General features: G+C 71.8%; 15 protein-coding genes and 1 pseudogene. 8 read left to right on the top strand and 8 right to left on the bottom strand.

What is annotated here, in order from left to right; translation table 11 throughout:
* Positions 1 to 53: 53 nt before the first annotated feature.
* The 3 genes from SCAB_RS42405 to SCAB_RS42395 form a co-directional block, all read right to left on the bottom strand.
* A complete protein-coding gene (locus SCAB_RS42405) occupies positions 54 to 677 on the bottom strand; it encodes a hypothetical protein (protein WP_013006237.1) in 624 nt (207 codons plus the stop codon).
* Positions 678 to 882: 205 nt separating this feature from the next.
* Entirely contained in the window at positions 883 to 1,509 is a 627-nt protein-coding gene (locus tag SCAB_RS42400; RefSeq protein WP_037728944.1) for a TetR family transcriptional regulator, read from the bottom strand.
* 104 nt (positions 1,510 to 1,613) lie between these two features.
* Positions 1,614 to 2,438 carry an SDR family oxidoreductase gene (locus SCAB_RS42395; RefSeq protein ID WP_197696217.1) on the bottom strand — a complete coding sequence of 275 codons (825 nt, stop codon included), beginning with the start codon at positions 2,436 to 2,438 and terminating at the stop codon, positions 1,614 to 1,616.
* Between the two features lie 140 nt (positions 2,439 to 2,578).
* Here SCAB_RS42395 and SCAB_RS42390 point away from each other — a divergent pair, with 140 nt between their 5' ends.
* Positions 2,579 to 3,466, top strand: coding sequence for a helix-turn-helix domain-containing protein (locus SCAB_RS42390; protein WP_013006234.1), 888 nt, complete (start codon positions 2,579 to 2,581; stop codon positions 3,464 to 3,466).
* Between the two features lie 344 nt (positions 3,467 to 3,810).
* Here SCAB_RS42390 and SCAB_RS42385 read toward each other — a convergent pair whose 3' ends face one another.
* The 4 genes from SCAB_RS42385 to SCAB_RS42370 form a co-directional block, all read right to left on the bottom strand.
* Positions 3,811 to 6,024, bottom strand: a complete 2,214-nt coding sequence (locus SCAB_RS42385) for a xanthine dehydrogenase family protein molybdopterin-binding subunit (RefSeq protein ID WP_041670210.1) — start codon at positions 6,022 to 6,024, stop codon at positions 3,811 to 3,813.
* Entirely contained in the window at positions 6,021 to 7,001 is a 981-nt protein-coding gene (locus SCAB_RS42380; protein ID WP_013006232.1) for an FAD binding domain-containing protein, read from the bottom strand. The genes SCAB_RS42385 and SCAB_RS42380 overlap by 4 nt, the downstream gene beginning before the upstream one ends.
* A gap of 6 nt (positions 7,002 to 7,007) precedes the next feature.
* Positions 7,008 to 7,661, bottom strand: coding sequence for a (2Fe-2S)-binding protein (locus SCAB_RS42375; RefSeq protein WP_041670209.1), 654 nt, complete (start codon positions 7,659 to 7,661; stop codon positions 7,008 to 7,010).
* Between the two features lie 61 nt (positions 7,662 to 7,722).
* The gene (locus SCAB_RS42370; RefSeq protein WP_013006230.1) at positions 7,723 to 8,331 is read right to left on the bottom strand and encodes a flavodoxin family protein; all 609 of its coding nucleotides are present in this window, start codon (positions 8,329 to 8,331) and stop codon (positions 7,723 to 7,725) included.
* Positions 8,332 to 8,768: 437 nt separating this feature from the next.
* Here SCAB_RS42370 and SCAB_RS42365 point away from each other — a divergent pair, with 437 nt between their 5' ends.
* Positions 8,769 to 9,320 (top strand): snapalysin family zinc-dependent metalloprotease, encoded by a 552-nt coding sequence (locus SCAB_RS42365; RefSeq protein ID WP_041670208.1) that lies wholly within the window; start codon positions 8,769 to 8,771, stop codon positions 9,318 to 9,320.
* A 64-nt stretch (positions 9,321 to 9,384) separates the two neighbouring features.
* Here SCAB_RS42365 and SCAB_RS42360 read toward each other — a convergent pair.
* A pseudogene (locus SCAB_RS42360) lies at positions 9,385 to 10,113 on the bottom strand (alpha/beta fold hydrolase); the annotation flags it as partial.
* A gap of 163 nt (positions 10,114 to 10,276) precedes the next feature.
* On the opposite strand from SCAB_RS42360, the gene SCAB_RS42355 reads away from it, so the two are divergent.
* The 6 genes from SCAB_RS42355 (at position 10,277) to SCAB_RS42330 (ending at position 17,330) form a co-directional block, all read left to right on the top strand.
* Positions 10,277 to 10,810, top strand: a complete 534-nt coding sequence (locus SCAB_RS42355) for a VOC family protein (protein WP_013006228.1) — start codon at positions 10,277 to 10,279, stop codon at positions 10,808 to 10,810.
* Between the two features lie 273 nt (positions 10,811 to 11,083).
* Entirely contained in the window at positions 11,084 to 13,279 is a 2,196-nt protein-coding gene (locus SCAB_RS42350) for an MMPL family transporter (protein ID WP_013006227.1), read from the top strand.
* Between the two features lie 90 nt (positions 13,280 to 13,369).
* Positions 13,370 to 14,548: a sensor histidine kinase gene (locus tag SCAB_RS42345; protein ID WP_013006226.1), complete on the top strand. Its 1,179-nt coding sequence runs from the start codon at positions 13,370 to 13,372 to the stop codon at positions 14,546 to 14,548.
* Positions 14,549 to 14,570: 22 nt separating this feature from the next.
* Positions 14,571 to 15,257, top strand: a complete 687-nt coding sequence (locus SCAB_RS42340) for a response regulator (RefSeq protein WP_013006225.1) — start codon at positions 14,571 to 14,573, stop codon at positions 15,255 to 15,257.
* A 220-nt stretch (positions 15,258 to 15,477) separates the two neighbouring features.
* The gene (locus SCAB_RS42335; RefSeq protein ID WP_013006224.1) at positions 15,478 to 16,674 is read left to right on the top strand and encodes a sensor histidine kinase; all 1,197 of its coding nucleotides are present in this window, start codon (positions 15,478 to 15,480) and stop codon (positions 16,672 to 16,674) included.
* Positions 16,671 to 17,330: a response regulator gene (locus SCAB_RS42330; protein ID WP_013006223.1), complete on the top strand. Its 660-nt coding sequence runs from the start codon at positions 16,671 to 16,673 to the stop codon at positions 17,328 to 17,330. The genes SCAB_RS42335 and SCAB_RS42330 overlap by 4 nt, the downstream gene beginning before the upstream one ends.
* Positions 17,331 to 17,336 lie beyond the last annotated feature (6 nt).

The raw sequence follows: 17,336 nt of genomic DNA, 5'->3' as shown, positions 1-17,336 counted from the left end.
CACAGTCGTGTATACAGCCTAGCGAGGTCGTCCGCCGGAGTACGCCGATCAGCTCACCGAGGGCGCGGTCCGGTGCCGAACTCGGGGCGGGCCGTCCGTCCCACACCCAGCGGACGAGGGTCGCGCAGCCTGGCCACCCACCGCCGGTACGCCCACGCCTCGGGCGTGTCTTCCTCGACCGCGGCGAGCGGGTCGGGGAACATCACGCCTCCGGCGTGCGCCGGGGCCCGCGTCCCGAACCGGTTGCCCTGCAGGCGGCCGGTGACCAGCCGGCCCCGGTTCCGGGCCGACCGGGACCGCCCGTTCGCCAGGCGCCCTCCGGTACCCCCGCGGAGCCGTTCCGAGCGGTGGCTGCCGACCTGGAACCAGACCTCGCGGCCGTTGCCGAACCGCACGACGCTCTCCCGCAGGTCCCGCACGTCGGTGAACACGCCGAAGTCCCAGTCACCCGGCGCCTCTGCCAGGGTGTGGTGTCCACGAAGGTGGTGCATGAAGCGGCTCAGGTCGACCGGCGCGCCGAACGGGATCAGCGCGTCGGCACAGGGCTCACCGGCGACGAAGTGAAGTCTGAACTCCAGCCCGTACAGCCGTCCGCGCACCTTCTTCCTGACGGCGAGGGAGGAGGTGTGGGCGTCGCCGGAGCTGGAGCGATGTGCGGCGCGGCGCGGCGCGGACATGACGGCTCAGATGCTGGAACGACAGCGTCTCGCGGTCGACCGGCAGGCCGGGAATCCGTTCGAGCGAGCCGTGCAGCAGATACAGGCACATCAGGTCCACCGGATGCGAGTCGTGCGCCGGCCGCGTGAGGAATCCAGCGGAAAAACCGTCCCGCACAGGCATCTCCACAGCCGTGCTGCCGTCCCGCCCGGGGAGCGGGCACGGTCACTCCGTGAACGCGCCCATCGCCCGGTCGAGGAGGACGGACAGGGGGACGGTGCCGTCACACGCCACCCACGCCGTGGAGGCCACGTCCAGGCAGGCGAGCGCGGCGGCGGCCAGCGCCCCCGGCCTCGTGTCCTCGGGCCGGTCGGGGTCGGCGCCCAGCCGCCGGGCGACCTCCGGCACGAGCCCGCCCTGCCAGCCCAGTTGCTTCTCGTGGTGCCGGGCGCGCAGGGACGGGGTCTCCTGAAGCATGCGCAGATAGCTGAGCACCTGCTCGCGCGGCGCCGCCTCGTTGGTCCGCATGAGCACGTCGAAGGCACGGCGCAGCGACTCCCAGGGATGTTCGTCGTCGGGCCGGGCGGCGAGCTCCGCCGCGATCTGGCGGCCGGAATCCTCCAGGCGCCCCAGGACGATGTCTTCCTTGGTGCCGAAGTACCGGAACAGGCTGGCGCGTGAGAGGCCCACCTCGGCGGCGATCTGGTCGACTGTGGTCCGGTCGAACCCCTGCTCGGTGAAGAGCCGGTGTGCCACCTCGACGACTTCCGCCTGAACCGTCGCGCGCATGCGTTCGCGCAGGCCGGGCGGCTTGCGTGCGGACGGGGTGGCGCCACGAGCGGTTTCAGACATGACCGAAGGGTACTGCAAGGGCTCAGTTTGATACCGAGTATCAGGCACGGCCCTGACGCCGCGCTCCGCGAGCAGCCCGGGCCGGCGCCGTGGACGACGGAGTGTTACGCGGCGCCGCCCTGGGCCTCGGTGGCGACGTCGGCCCACTCCTCCCAGGTCTTGAGCCGTTCGGCGTAGACCTGCGGGACGAGTTGGAGCGGGGAGGTGCCGAAGAAGACCCGCAGGGGCGGGTTGTCGGCGTCCACGACCTTCAGCAGGGCGGCACCGGTGGCAGCCGGGTCGCCGGGCCGGAAGGTGCTCCAGTAGGCGGCGAGGGCCGTGCGCAGGTCGTCGTAGGCGGGCAGTTGGTCGGCGAAGGTGCCCGAGGAGCCGCCCCAGTCGGTGGCGAAGCCGCCGGGCTCCACGAGGGTGACCTTGATGCCGAATCCGGCGACCTCCTGGGCGAGACCCTCGCTCATGGCCTCCAGGGCCCACTTGGAGGCGTTGTAGATGCCGAGGTTCGGGAAGGCCGTGACACCGCCGACGCTGGAGATCTGCACGATGTGCCCGCCACCCTGGGCCCGCAGGAGGGGCAGGACGGCCTGGGTGACCCACAGGGCGCCGAAGAAGTTGGTCTCCATCTGGTCGCGGACCTGCCGCTCCGTGGATTCCTCGACCGTGCCGAACAGTCCGTACCCGGCGTTGTTGACGACGACGTCCAGGCGGCCGAAGTGCGCGTGCGCCCGCTCCACGGCCGCGGTGACGGCCGCCCTGTCGGTGACGTCCAGCGACAGGGGCAGGATCGCATCGCCGTGCGCGGCCACCAGGTCCGCCAGGGAGTCGGTGTCGCGGGCGGTGGCCGCGACCTTGTCCCCGCGCTCCAGGGCCGCGGTGACGAACTCGCGGCCGAAGCCGCGCGAGGAACCGGTGATGAACCAGATCTTGCTCACGAGAAACACTCCCGTTCGAGATGAAGTCTTATGCAGAGACTCTACATCGTAGTGATACTGAGTCTCAATAAGATTCGCGGAGTCGATGTTGTACGCTGCTGCGCACCAGCGAGGCACGTGTGACAAACCGGAGGGCAGAGATGTCTTCAGATGTGGCGCCCGGTGACCGAGGGGCGTCCGGACTCGACCGGCGTACCGAACTGAGGGACTTCCTGCGCTCACGCAGAGCCCGGATCAAGCCCGAGGACGTCAGCCTCCCCTCGTACGGCCGACGGCGGGTCCCCGGGCTGCGACGCGAGGAGTTGGCGCAGCTGGCGGGGGTGTCGTACGCCTACTACGCACGCCTGGAGCAGGGGTACGGCGAGACCATGTCGGCCGAGGTGCTGGACGCGATCGCCCGCGCCCTTCGCCTCGACGAGGAGGAGCGGGAGCATCTGGTCCGGCTGGCCCAGCCCGAGCGGCAGAGCGAACCGCAGGCCGGGCCCTCGCCCCGGGGAGTACGGCCCAGCGTGCAGCACCTGCTCGACGCGCTCGGGGTCCCGGCCTACGTCGTCGACAGAGGCCTGAACATCCTGGCGTGGAACCGCCTCGCCACCGCCGTCTTCGGCGACTGGGGCCTGCTGCCGCTGGAGGAACGCAACACGGCCCGCCTGGCCTTCCTCTCGTCCGAGGCGCGCAAGAGGTTCGCCGATCCCGAGGGCACCGCTCCGAGGATCGCGCGGGCGTTACGCATGAACGCGGGCAAGAGCCCCGGGGATCCGCAACTCTCCGCGCTGATCGCGGAGTTGTCGCAGAAGAGCGAGGAGTTCCGGCGGCTGTGGGCGCGGCACGAGGTGAGCTGCGGAACGGTCGGCGAGACCGTGCGGATGCGGCACCCGCTGGTGGGAGAGTTCGACCTCGTCCACGAGCCCATGGCCCTGCCCGGGGGCGCCCCGATGCGGCTGGTCACCTACCACGCCGTGCCCGGCTCCCCCTCGGAGGAAGCACTGCGGACGCTGGCCGGTTGGGAGAGGGAGCCGCTGCGCTGACAGCGGGTGACGCGCGGCCGCCTCGGCCATGGCGTCGATGAGCGCGTGGACCTCATACGGCCAGGATCCCGGACGACGGCGCCTGGGCCTTGGGGGGCACGACCGTGGATCGGACCGGCGACGCGGGACAGGGGCAGGCCGGCGCCTCGGTTGGTGTCGACGCGTGCGGTCCGGCCCGCACGCAGCAGCGCGCGCACCCGGTCGGCCACCGTACGGTCCGTCCGCCCGCTGCCCAATGCCCCGCCGCCGCGCCGGCAGGGGGGAGTGGGGCGCGGCGGCGGGCGTTTGGGTGGGCGGTTCTCAGGACCCCGCACATGTGGCCGGAGGTCCCGTCGCCGCCGGGGTCACAGCAGGGCCTCGGCGGTGAGGGGCAGTTCGCGGACACGCTTCCCGGTGGCGTGGAAGACCGCGTTGGCGATGGCGGGGGCGACCCCGACCTTCACGATCTCGCCCAGGCCCTTGACGCCGAGGGGGTCGGCGTGGCGGTCCTCCCCGTCCAGGAACATCGCCTTGAGGTCGGGGACGTCGGCGTTGACGGGGACGAGGTAGGCGGCGAGGTCGGCGTTGACGACACGGCCGTCGCGGTGGTCGACGGCCGTGTGTTCCAGCAGCGCCTGCCCGATGCCGCCCACCATGGCGCCGAGGGCCTGACTGTCGGCCAGCTTGGGGCTGATGATCCGTCCGACGTCGTAGACGCCGAGCATCCTGCGCATCCGCACCAGGCCCAGCCGCCGGTCGACGGCCACTTCGGCGAAGACCGCGCTGTAGGCGTACATGGAGAACCGGTCGTCCCCGGTCGGAGTGAAGGTCCCGGTCACTTCCAGGTGGGTGCGGCCGTTGCGGGCCAGCAGCTGTCGGTAGGTCTCGCCGCGTGCGGTGTCGCCCTTCACGTACATCCGGCCTGCGCGCACCACGACATCGTCGGCGTCGACGCCGTGCAGCGGTGAGCGCTCGTCGCCGACGGCCAGCCCGATCGCCTGCCGGCGCAGCGTGTCGCAGCCGTCCTGGACGGCCGAGCCGACGCCGGCCATGGTCTGCGAGCCGCCGTGCGGCGGTGACGCGGGGAAGTCGGAGTCGCCGAGTTCGAAGCGGACCGTGCGCATCGTCAGGCCGAGGGCATCGGCGGCGACCTGGGTGATCGAGGTGTAGGTGCCGGGGCCCATGTCGCTGGTCGACGCCTGGACCAGGGCCGTGCCGTCGGCGTCCAGCCTGACGCGGGCGGCGGACTGCATGCGCAGGGTGTCGTAGACGCCTCCGGCCATGCCCGTGCCGATCAGCCAGTCTCCTTCCTGCCGGGAGCGCGGCTCGGGGTTGCGTCCGCTCCAGCGGAACGCGCGGGCTCCGGCCCGCAGGCACTCGCGCAGCCGCCGGGTGGAGAACGGCAGCCCGTTGGAAGGGTCCTCCTGTGGTTCGTTGCGCAGCCGCAGCTCGATCGGGTCGATACCGAGCTCGTGGGCGAGTTCGTCCAGACAGGACTCGAGGGCGAAGGCGGCGGTGGAGTAGCCGGGGCCCCGCATGAACGTCGGCGTGTTCACGTCCAGCGGCACCGTCCGGTACGTCTGGCGGACGTGCGGCGTGGCGTAGAACATCTGCCCCGGGGTCATCACGCCCTCGCCGTAGTTCTCGTACGAGGACGTCTCGGCCCGTATGTGGTGGACCGCGGCGGTCAGCCGGCCGCCCCGGGTGCTGCCCAGACCCAGCCCGTACTCGTAGGCGGGCCGGTAGCCCACCCCGTAGTACAGCTGTCGGCGGGTGAGGACCAGTTTGACCGGGCGGCGGATCCGGCGGGCGGCGAGGGCCGCGATGGTGACGTGCGGCCAGGTGCGCAGTGCGTTGCCGAACGCGCCGCCGACGAACGGCGAGATGACGCGCACGTCGCCGACGGGGATGCCGAACACGGCGGCCAGTTCGTCCCGGGCGCCCAATGTCCACTGGGTCTTGTCCCAGACGGTGAGCTTCGCGCCGTTCCAGCGGGCGATGGTGGCGTGAGGTTCCATCGCGTTGTGGTGGTTGCGGGCGAGCCGGTAGGTGCTCTCCACCTTCACCTCGGCCGAGGCCAAGGCGTCGTCGGGGTCGCCGCGCCGGTAGGTCTGCCGGGGCAGGGGGTCGTTCTCCTCGGCGTCGGGCGCCGTCATGTCGGTCGACGGCTGCTCGGCCTCGTAGGAGACGTTCACCAGGTCGGCGGCGTGCTGGGCGATCTCCAGGGTGTGGGCGACGACCACGGCCACGGGCTGCCCGAAGAAGCGGACCGTGTCGTCCTGGAAGACATGCAGCCGTTCGCCGACGAGCGGGTCCAGCCAGGCGCCCGGGTTGTCGCGGTAGACCAGCTCGGGTCTGTCGAGGTGACTGATGACGCCGAGGACTCCGGGCTGGGCGTCGGCGGCGCGGGTGTCGATGCCGGTGACGCGGCCCCGCGCGACGGTGCTGTCGACGACGACGGCGTGGACGACGCCGTGGAGGGCGTGATCGGCGGCGTATTTGGCCTGACCGGTCACCTTCAGCCGCCCGTCCACCCGGGACAGGGGCGCCCCGACGGCTGCCTGAGGCTGCCCACTCACTTGCCACCTCCCACGACGCGCAGCTGACGTTCGACGGTCCGTTTCAGCAGCTCGACCTTGAAACGGTTGTACCGGAGGGGTCTGGCCCCCTCCGTCGCCCGGTCGGCGGCCCTCCTCCACAGTGCCTCGGACGGCCGCCGCCCGATGAGCGCCTGTTCGACGGCGGGCAGCTTCCACGGCACGGTGCCCACTCCCCCGGCGGCCACCTTGGCCTCGCGGACCACTCCGCCGCGGATGTACAGCGCGACGGCCGCCGAGGTCAGCGCGAACTCGTACGACTGCCGGTCGCGCACTTTCAGATAGCCCGACCTGAGCGGCCGCGGAAAGGCCGGGATCTCGACCGCGGTGATCAACTCGCCCTTGCCCAGTGTCTGTTCGCGGTTCGGGGTGCTGCCGGGCTTGTGCAGGAAGTCGGCGAAGGGCACGCTGCGTTCCGCCGCCGGGCCGAGCAGGTGCACCGTCGCCTCCAGTGCGGAGAACGCCACGGCGAGGTCGGAGGGGTGGGTGGCCACGCAGTCGTCGGAGGTGCCGAGGATCGCGTGGGTGCGGTTGACGCCGTGCAGGGCCGCGCAACCCGATCCAGGCTCACGCTTGTTGCAGGCGGCGGTCACGTCACGGAAGTAGGTGCAGCGGGTGCGTTGCATGATGTTGCCGCCGATGGTCGCCATGTTGCGCAATTGCGCCGACGCGCTCAGTTCCAGCGCCTGCGAGATCACCGGATACAGCGCGCGTACGCCCCGGTGGGCGGCGGCCTCGGACATCCGCACCAGCGCGCCGATGCGCAGGCCCCCGCGCCGGGTGACCATGATGTCGCGCAGCGGCAGACCACTGATGTCGACGATCGTGCTCGGGCGTTCCACGGTCTCGCGCATCAGGTCGACCAGGGTCGTCCCGCCGGCGATGTAACGTCCGCCGGCACGGCCCGCGTCGAGAGCCTGGCGGGTGGTCGCCGCCTTCGTGAAGGAGAAGGGATGCATCGGTCCTCACTTCCGGTCGGCGGTCTGTCCGATGGCCCGCACGATCTTCACGTAGCAGCCGCAGCGGCAGATGTTCCCGCTCATGAACTCCCGGATCTCCTCCGGCGAGTCGGCGTGCCCCTCCGCGATGCAGCCGACGCCGGACATGATCTGGCCCGGGGTGCAGTAGCCGCACTGGAAGGCGTCCTGGTCGATGAACGCCTGCTGCAGCGGGTGCAGTCGCTCCCCCTTCGCCAGGCCCTCGATGGTGGTGACCTCGGCACCGTCGAGCCGGACGGCGAGGGTCAGGCAGCCGTTGACGCGGCGGCCGTCGACCAGGACCGTGCACGCGCCGCAGGCACCCGCGTCGCAGCCCTTCTTGGAACCGGTCAGGCCGAGGCGTTCGCGCAGCAGATCCAGCAGCGAGGTCCGGTTGTCGACCGTGAGGGTGTGGCGCCTGCCGTTGACGGTCACCGTCACGCGGCTGGTGGGCGGCGCCTTCGGGGCCGCCGCGGGCTCCGCCCCGAACACGGACGGCCCGGTGGTCAGGCCGCCCGCGACGACCGCGCCGCCGGCGACCGTGGTGGTCGCCATGAACGTACGGCGGGAGGGGGCGGGCGAAGTGACGGCGACAGACCCCTCGGGTGGGGCGACAGTCGGCTCGGGGGGTTCGGTGGGCATGACGGATGACTCTCTCGGTCGGCGGAGGGCGGGTGCCGGTATCCCGGGGTGCCGCGAGCGGTCAGGCGGCGGATCCCCTGTCGGGCTCGGGCCGCGCGAAGCTGTGGGGGAAGCGGGCGGGCGGCGCGTGCTGGGCGAAGAACGTCCCTGCGTGCGCCAGCGCGTCGGCGTCCTTCAGGACGTCACCCGGTGCCGTGCCGGTGCCGTGCAGGACACCGCCGAAGTTCATCTGCAGGTACGCGGCCAGGTTGTTGAGGGTGCCGACCAGCGGTTCGGCGACCCTGCTCGAGGCGCCCGCGGAGGCGGTGACGGCCCACAGGGTGCGCCCGGCCATGGCCGCGCCGAAGTCGACTTCCGGGGCGTACAGCCAGGCCGTCCAGTGGTCGAGGTAGCGCTTGGTGCGCGAGGAGAGCGAGAACCAGTACACCGGTGAGGCGATGACGATGTCCGTCGCCGCGTACGTGGCCTCGAAGAGCCGCGCGAGATCGCTGCCCTCCTCCGGCCGCGTGGTGTGCCGCAGGTCGTCGTAGTCGGGAAGCGGGTGCTCGGCGAGCGAGATCCACTCCTGCTCGCAGTCGGCGGGCAGCCGCGCGGCGGCCCGGCGCGCGAGCAACTCGGTGTTCCCGTTGCTGCGGTGGCTGCCGAGGACGAAGAGGAATCGGCGGGACAAGAGCGATCTCCTTGGTGGGGGGCGTGGCGACTGCCGGTGTGAGGCAGTCCTGCCAGGAGGCGTCGTGGCTGCCGCGGTGCCGGTCGGGCCGGCCTCGGGACACGGTTCGGGCCGCGGCGGGCGAGGCCGCCCGTCGGCCCGGGCGGAGTGCGGCGGCCGATGGGGAGTCGGCAGCCGCCTCACCGGGCCGTCGGTGCGGTTCAGCTCCACTGTGGGGCACGGGCCGTGATCCAACGAGCGAGCGGTTTTGGGACGACGCGGGGATGTACCACTGCCGTTGGTACGTCTGGGAGTAGCACCTTGAGTGGCCCCGGCGGCCGGACCTGCGGACGCCCTCGCGCGCATGTCTCGGCCACCCTTCGAACAGGCGCAAAGGTGCGTTGAGAGCCTCATGGGGTGTCCCTAGCCTCGTTCCACAACAGAATGGAGGCACATCCGTGGCCCGAACATGGAAGTTCTTGTCGACAGCGGCCCTGGCGTGCGGCGCCCTGCTGGGCGGTGTCACACCGGCCGGCGCCGCCGATCCGGTACCGGAGGTCATCCCCGTCGACCTCCTGCTGGCCGGCTCCTACACGGAGGCGTCCCGCGAGGCCATCGCCATCTGGAACAAGGCCGTCCCGACCATCAGGTTCGTCGAGCAGGACACCCCGGCGGCACTACGGGTGATGGAGTACAAGACGGCCAAGGGCGTCCAGTCCCACGTCAACATCAAGGGAGCGGGCCGGGGTTGGGTGTACCTGGAGGTCGGGGACGCCCAGCTGTACAAGCCCTCGCGCATCGTCGTCCACGAGCTGGGACACATCCTCTCGCTTCCCGACATCGGCCCCGGCAGCCCGTGCTCGAAGGTGATGTCCGGGGCCTGGGCGGGCTCGGAGTGCGCCAACGACCAGCCGGATGCCGCGGAGACCGCCGCCGTCAAGGATTTCTTCGCCGTCAACGACGTCGGCGATCGGGTCCCGTGGTGGGGGTCGGGTGCCGCCGCGCGGTAGAGAGCGCCGCACCGGACACCGTTCGCCCCGGCACGGTCACGGCGGCCCCTGAACTGCCGTGTCGGCCAAGGTGCCGGGCGAAGAACCGCAGCGTGCTGTCTCGCTCGAAAGCCGGCACCTCACCGTGCTTGCCGGGGTTGGCGTGCAGTGTCTTCTCGGTGGAGGCGAAGGCGTCGAACAGGGCCAGGCCCTGGGGCCGCGGCACTCGTTCGTCGTCCCACTGCATGAGGAACTCCACCGGAACGGTCACCCGCGCGGCGGCCTCGGCCGAGACCTCGGCACCGCCCAGCCCCAGCACCGCCGCCCGCACCCGCGGCTCGGCGGCGATGAGCGGGACGCCGATCACGCAGCCCAGCGACAGACCCCAGTAGCCGACGGGCCCGGTACCGACATGACCGAGCTTCTGGACCGCGTCGAGGACCGCCCGCCACTCCGGCACGATCCGGCGGACGACGAGCGCCTGGAAAGCCGCGATGAGCGGGGCCAGTTCCTCACCGGTGCCGAGCCGGGCCTCGTACTCCGTCGCGATCCGGGTGAACTCCTCATGATCCGGGCGGTCACCGTGGCTGGGCGCGTCGACCGCCACCACGGCAAAGCCGCACTCGGCCACGAAACGGCGAGCACGGTCCACGAGGTCAGGGACCTTCTTGTGCTGGCCGCCGCCATGCCCCAGGGCGATCAGGGGGCGCGTCCCGACGGCACCCTGGGGAGTCCACAGCACGCCGGGAAGGTCGCCGAGGAGGAAGACCTGTTCGAAGACGCCGTCGGACGACTCCTCGGAGATGAAGCGCAAGGCCCGCCACTCCTCGTCGTCGTCCCTCGCCCGGACTCGCACACGTTCAGCCACATGAGCATTGTGGCCGCCCGGCACCGGCGAGCGCGGCAAGTAGGACAATATTCGGCCTACTTCGCGCCTAACGTCGGTCCTGACAGCCGACATCCTCGAAGGGACCGCGATGCCCGAGCAGACCAGCGCCGCACCGGAGGGTTACACCACCGTCGCCCCCTGGGTCGTCACCGACGACACGGGAGCCTTCCTCGACTTCGTCACCCAGGTGTTCGAAGGCGAGGAACTCCGGCGGGTGTCGACCGAGGACGGCTCGATCGGGCACGGTGAGATTCGCGTCGGCGACACCGTCGTGCTGGCCTTCGACCGGCACGCGGACTGGCCCGCCCTGCCGAGCCTGCTCCGTGTGTACGTCGCCGACGCGGACCGTGCGTTCTCCCGCGCCCTCACCGTCGGCGCGCAGATCGTCACCGCCCTGGCCGACGACGCCTTCGGACAGCGCGGGGGGCGTATCAAGGACCCGTTCGGCAACATCTGGTGGGTGGTCAGCCGCGTGGAGGACGTACCCGAGGCCGAGATGTGGCGGAGGCTGCAGGACCCGGTCCACGCCGAGGCCATGCGCGTGGCCCAGGAGACGCTCGACGCCGAGCTGGGCTCCCGCGACCACGGGCGCGGCAGCGCACCCGTGAGGACGACCGGCTGACCGACGCGTCCGGGCGCCGACTCCAGGGGTTGCCGGAGCCGGTTCGGCTGCGGCGACTCGGCCGGGTCCGTCCTGCCCTCGCGGCCCACCGACGCGGCCTCGGCGCGGCATCCGCAGCGTGCGCACCGTCACCGGCCACAGACGCCTGCTGCGTTCGCAGTACGCGGAAGTGTCTGCGGACGGCCAACGACGTGAGGCCCGGGAACTGCGAGCGTGAGAGTGGGCCGTGATCGTCGGCCCGATCACCCCGCAGTCCCCTGGAAAGGCACGTCCATGTCCTCTCTCGCCCGCTGGTGCCATAGGCACCGGCTCGCCGTCGTCCTGGTCTGGGTCGGGCTGTTGCTCGTCCTGGGCGCCGGCGTCGGTGCGGCCGGCAGCGCCTTCGGCAACAGCCCGATCTCGCAGGACACCGACTCGGCCCGGGCCACGGCCCTGCTGCAGAAGGCGTCCGACAGCGCGGCGGGCAAGAGCGGCAGGGTGGTCTGGCAGCTGAACGGCGGCAAGGTCACCGAGCCTGCGGCCGAGCGGACGATGACCTCCGCACTGAAGGACATCGCCGACGCGCCGGGCGTCGCCGCGGTGACCAGCCCGTACACATCCGCGGGCAAGGGGCAGATCAGCGAGGACGGCAGGACGGCCTACGCCACGGTCGCCTTCGACGAGGACGTCCCGGACGCCCGGATCGACCACGTGAAGGACCTGGCCACCGAAGCGGGCACGGACAGCCTGCACATCGCCCTCAACGGGCAGGCGTTCACCGTCAACCCGGAGCCGAACGCCGTCGCCGACGCGATGGGGATCATCCTGGCCTTCATCGTCCTGCTGTTCGTCTTCCGGGCGGTGTGGGTGGCGGCACTGCCGATCATCACGGCCGTCGTCGGCGTGGGTACGTCGGCGGTCACGGTCATCCTGCTCAGCCATGTCATCACCCTCTCCGACACCACGCTGACGCTCGGCTCGCTGATCGGCCTGGGGGTGGGCATCGACTACGCCCTCTTCATCGTCAACCGGCACCGGGGCAACCTGATGTCCGGCATGAGCGTGGCCGACTCGGTGGCCAAGTCCCTCAACACCTCAGGCCGTGCCGTGGTGTTCGCCGGGCTCACCGTCGTCGTCGCGCTGCTCGGCATGCTCACCCTGAACGTCGGCATCATCAACGGCATGGCGATCGGCGCGGCCGTCACCGTGGTCCTGACCGTCCTGGCCGCCCTCACCCTGCTGCCGGCCATGCTCGGCCTGATCGGTCCGCGGGTCCTGAGCCGCAGGGAGCGCGGCACGGCAGCCGGACGGACGCGGACCCGTTCCGCGGGACGGGCCGGGGTGTGGGGCCGGTGGGCCGAGCGCGTCCAGGCCCGCCCGCGGGCGCTGGGTCTCGTCGCCCTGGCCGTACTGACGGCGCTCGCGTTCCCGGCCCTCTCCCTGCGGCTGGGCGCGTCCGACGACGGCAACCTCCCCACGGCCTCGACGAACCGCCAGGCCTACGACATGATCGCGGACGGTTTCGGGCCCGGTTTCAACGGACCGCTCGTACTGGCCGTCCAGGCCCCCGCCCCCACCGACAAGGCCGCCGCGGCACGGCTGGTCACCGCGCTCGGCGAGGCCGACGGCGTGGCCGGTGTCGCCGCCGCGCCCATGAAGGACGGACAGAGCGTCGGTGTGGTCTCCGTGGTCCCGACGACCTCCCCGCAGTCCGCGGCGACGTCCGACCTGATCCACCACCTGCGTGACGACGTGATCCCGCGCGCCGAGCGGGGCACGTCGATGACGGTCTACGTCGGCGGTGTCACGGCGAGCAACGACGACTTCGCCTCGGTGCTGATGGGCAAGCTCCCCCTCTTCGTCCTGGTGATCGCCGCGCTCGGCTTCCTGCTGCTGGCGGTCGCCTTCCGCAGCCTGCTCGTCCCGGCGGTCGGCGCGCTGCTGAACATCCTCAGCATCGGCGTGGCCTTCGGCGCGATCGTGGTCGTCTTCCAGTACGGCTACGGCGCCGGGCTCCTGGGACTCGGGTCCGCCGGTCCGATCGAGTCGTTCGTGCCGATCCTGGTCGTCGGCATCATGTTCGGTCTGTCCATGGACTACCAGGTCTTCCTGGTCAGCCGGATGCGTGAGGAGTGGGCCCACACCGGGGACAGCGCCCGCGCGGTCCGGGTCGGGCAGGCGGAGACCGGCAAGGTCATCGCCGTGGCCGCCACCATCATGGTCTGTGTCTTCGGTTCCTTCGTGTTCGGCGGGATGCGGGTGATCTCCGAGTTCGGGGTCAGTCTCGCGGTCGCGGTCGCGGCGGACGCCCTGCTGATCCGCATGATCGTCGTGCCCGCGCTCATGCACCTGTGCGGGAAGGCGAACTGGTGGCTGCCCCGACGGCTGGACAGGGCGCTGCCGAACATCTCCGTCGAAGGCCCCGCCGACGAGCCGGCCCCTCCGCTGCACCCGGTGCGTGAACGGGAGACCGCCGGCCAGGCCAACTGACCGACCACACGACGGACCGACCTGGCGCACGGGTCGGCGGAGCACGGGCCCTCCCGCTTCCGCCGGCCCCGCGCTGCCTAGAGTGAGGGGATGGAACTGCCCATGGTGTGGCGACAGTGGCTGGCCGGCCATGACCGGATCAAGGACGTGCTGCCCGCGGTTCCCCTGATCCTGATCGCCACCGCGGCGACCGCCGTCGGGGACTCCGGCTGGCACGAGCCCCGCTGGGACGAGGTGGTGTGGACGGCACTGTCGTGCGTGCCGCTGGCCTTCCGCAGCCGCTGGCCCCTGGGGGTGGCCCTCTTCACCCTGGCGGGCGACCTCACGCTGATGGCCGTCGCCTCGCACATCTCACCGACCCCGGCGGCGACCCTGGTCGCCCTGTACACGCTCGCCCTCCACGGCAGTCGGCGCACCGCATGGATCGTCGGCTCCACCGCGGCCGTGGCGGTCACGAGCGTCTACGCGGCCACGCACATGGAGTCCCTGGTGGGCGGAGCCGGCCTGCTGCGCTTCGACGCCGTGATCGCGGCCACCGGGATCGGCCGCGCCGTCCTCGGCCGCCGTCAGAACCTCGCGGCGGCCAGGGAGCGCGCGGAACACGCCGAGCGCACGCGCGAGGCGGAGGCCCGCCGCCGGGTGACCGAGGAGCGTGTACGCATCGCGCGGGACCTGCACGACGTGGTCGCCCACCACATCACCCTGGTCAACGCCCAGGCGGGCGTGGCCCACCACCTCATGCGCGCCAACCCGGAGCAGGCCTACGAGGCACTGGCCCACATCAAGGACAACAGCCGTGCCGCGCTGGACGAACTGCGGGCCACCGTCGGTTTGTTGCGGCAGTACGACGACGCGCCGGACTCGCGCGCCCCCCTTCCCCGCCTGGCCGATCTCGAAGCCCTCGCGAGCGGGTTCCGGGCGAGCGGACTGTCCGTGCGGGTGACCCGTACCGGCGATCCGTCGCCTCTGGCGTCCGCGACCGAACTGACCGCCTACCGGATCGTCCAGGAAGCACTCACCAACACCCACAAGCACGCCTCGGCGACCCGGACCACGGTGGTTCTGGACTACGGGGTCCACGCGCTCCGGGTCACCGTCACCGACGACGGACCGCCTGGCGCGCCGAAGGGGCCGGGAACCGGCCATGGACTCATGGGCATGCACGAACGGGCCACCGCCATCGGCGGTACCGTGACGGCCGGGCCGCGCCCGGAAGGGGGCTTCCAAGTGGTCGCCGACCTGCCGCTCTCGCTCCCCACCACCGTCTGACACCCGTGAGAGAAGACCGTCCATGACCGTGCGCGTCCTGCTCGCCGACGACCAGGCCCTGCTCCGGGGCACGTTCCGCCTTCTCATCGACGCACAGCCCGACATGGAGGTCGTCGGGGAGGCCGCCAACGGGCGGGAGGCCGTACTGCTGGCCCGCTCGGAGCGTGCCGAGGTCGTGGTGATGGACATCCGCATGCCCGAGGTCGACGGTATCGAGGCCACCCGGCTGATCGGTCAGGACGAGGACCTGGCCGGGGTCAAGGTCCTCGTGCTGACCACGTTCGAGGAGGACGAACTCGTCGTCGAGGCCCTCCGGGCCGGCGCGAGCGGTTTCCTGGGCAAGGGGGTCGAACCGGCGCACCTGCTCGACGCCGTCCGGCTCGTGGCGGCCGGCGAGGCGTTGCTGTCCCCGGCCGCCACCAAGGGTCTCATCGCCCGTGTCCTGGCCGCTCCCTCTCCCGGCGACCTGGTCGACCCCCGGAGGCTGGCGACGCTGACTCCGCGGGAGCGGGAGGTGCTGACGCTGGTGGGATCCGGCCTGTCCAACGACGAGATCGCCGAACGCCTCTTCGTCACCCCGGTCACGGTCAAGACCCACGCCAACCGGGCCATGACGAAGCTCGGTGCCCGCGACCGGGCGCAGCTGGTCGTCATCGCCTACGAGACCGGTCTGGTGCGCACGGGAGAACGACAGGGCCGACCGGCCTGACGCCCGGGACCGCCCCGCGCCGGGACCGGAGGGCTCGGACGGGCCGGAGCCCGTCGGCAGAGCGGAGGCGGTGTCCGGAGGCGGTGTTCACCGGATGCGTGCAGTGCACCTTTCGGGCGTGAGCGTCAGGCCGTCTCGGCCGGACGGCCGGTGGTGACGGCCGGACATCGGCCGTTCGGCCGAGTCCGTCGGGAGACACCGCTTCCGTATCCTGCCGAGCGTGAACTCCGAGACTTCGCCGCGCCGCCGAGCGCCGGCTGCCGCCGGCTGGATCCTCCTCGGCCTGCTGGGGCTGCTCGACGTGTTCGCCAACGGAGTGCCCGACCACCGCTGGACGAGCCTGCTGCCGATGGTGTCCGGCCCCCTCGTCTGCCTGGCGCTGCTGCGGCCCGCCCACCGGCCGAGCGTGCGGGTACGCGGCGCGCTCGTCGCGGGCGGCTCGCTGGTCTGCACGATCGTGATCGCCCTCTGGGCGAGCCCGAATCTGAACGGGACGTTCGGAGGGCTGGAGAGTGTCGCTGCCCTGGTGCTGCTCTCCCGAGTGGCGGGGGCGGTGCCACGTTCGAGGACGGGGGCGGCCGTGGCGGCCGCACTGGCTGTGGCGATCATCGCGATCCCGCAGCGCTTCCTGCAGACGGACCTGTATTACGGCGTCGACAGCTCCGTCACGGGGTCCCTGGTGATGGCGCTCGGCGTCGGCCTGGCGCTCGCCTGGGGCCTGCGCGGACGACTGCTGGAAGAGCAACGGGCCCGCGACGTCGCCGCCGTCCGTCAGCGTCAGCGCCTGGAACTCGCCCACGACCTGCACGACTTCGTCGCCCACCACGTCACCGGCATCATCGTCCAGGCCAACGCCGCCCTGGCCCTCCAGCACAGCGCACCGGAACAGATCACGCCGCTGCTGGAGAACATCAGCCGCTCCGGATCGGAGACCCTGGACTCCATGCGCCGCCTGGTACGGGTCCTGCGCGAGGACGACCGCGCGGGCATCCGGCCCGGTCAGCTCTGGTCGGAACTCGGCCGGCTGGTCTCCACGTACTCCGACGACGAGGCGAACACCCGGTTGCACATCGCCGCGACGGCCCGCGACGTGCGGCTCGCCCCCGAGGTGGAGACGTCCGTGCACCGAGTGGTCCAGGAAGCGCTGACCAATGTGCGCCGGCACGCGCCCGGCGCCGCGGTCGCCGTACGGATCGACACCGACGGGCACCGGCTGCGGGTCGAGGTGCACAACTCGGCACCGGACGCGCACCAGCCTGGCCCGGTCGGCGGACGCGGTGGCCTGGGGCTCGTCGGCCTGAGCGAACGGGTCGAGGCGGTGGAGGGCACGCTGACCGCCGTCCCCACCGACGACGGCGGCTGGCGGGTCACCGCCGCCTTCCCCACACTCGCCGCTGAGGCAGGATCACCGGCGTGAGCGACACGGCGATCCGCGTACTGATCGCGGACGACCAGGAACTGGTCCGTATGGGCTTCCGCCTGATCCTCGGCGCCCAGCCCGACATCGAGATCGTCGGCGAGGCCGCCGACGGCGCCGGCTGCGTGGAACTGGCCCGCCGGCTCCGCCCCGACGTCTGCCTCGTCGACATCCGCATGCCCCGGCTGGACGGCCTGGACGTCACCCGCGCCCTGGCGGGCCCTGGCGTCCGCGCCCCGCTGCGCGTCGTGGTGATCACCACCTTCGACCAGGACGACTACGTCCACACCGCCCTGCGCAACGGGGCCTGTGGCTTCCTCCTCAAGGACGCCCCGCCCAGCCTGCTGATCGAAGCGGTACGCGCCGCCGCCCGCGGCGACGCGCTGGTCTCCCCCGCCGTCACCGTCCGACTCCTCAAGCACCTCTCCCCCACTCGCCCCGACCCGGACGTCGGCAGTGTCCTCACCGAACGGGAACGGGACGTCGCCCGGCTCGTCGCGGTGGGCCGCACCAACCAGGAGATCTGCGACCGGCTCGTGGTGTCCCTGTCCACCGTCAAGACACACCTGGCCAACATCCAGCAGAAGATCGACGCCCGTAACCGCGTCGAGATCGCCGCCTGGGCCTGGGAACAGGGCGTGGTCCGCGAGCGATAGACGGCC

The organism is Streptomyces scabiei 87.22, assembly GCF_000091305.1.
GTDB classification, from domain to species: domain Bacteria; phylum Actinomycetota; class Actinomycetes; order Streptomycetales; family Streptomycetaceae; genus Streptomyces; species Streptomyces scabiei.
This window is presented reverse-complemented; position numbering and strand designations above follow the sequence as displayed.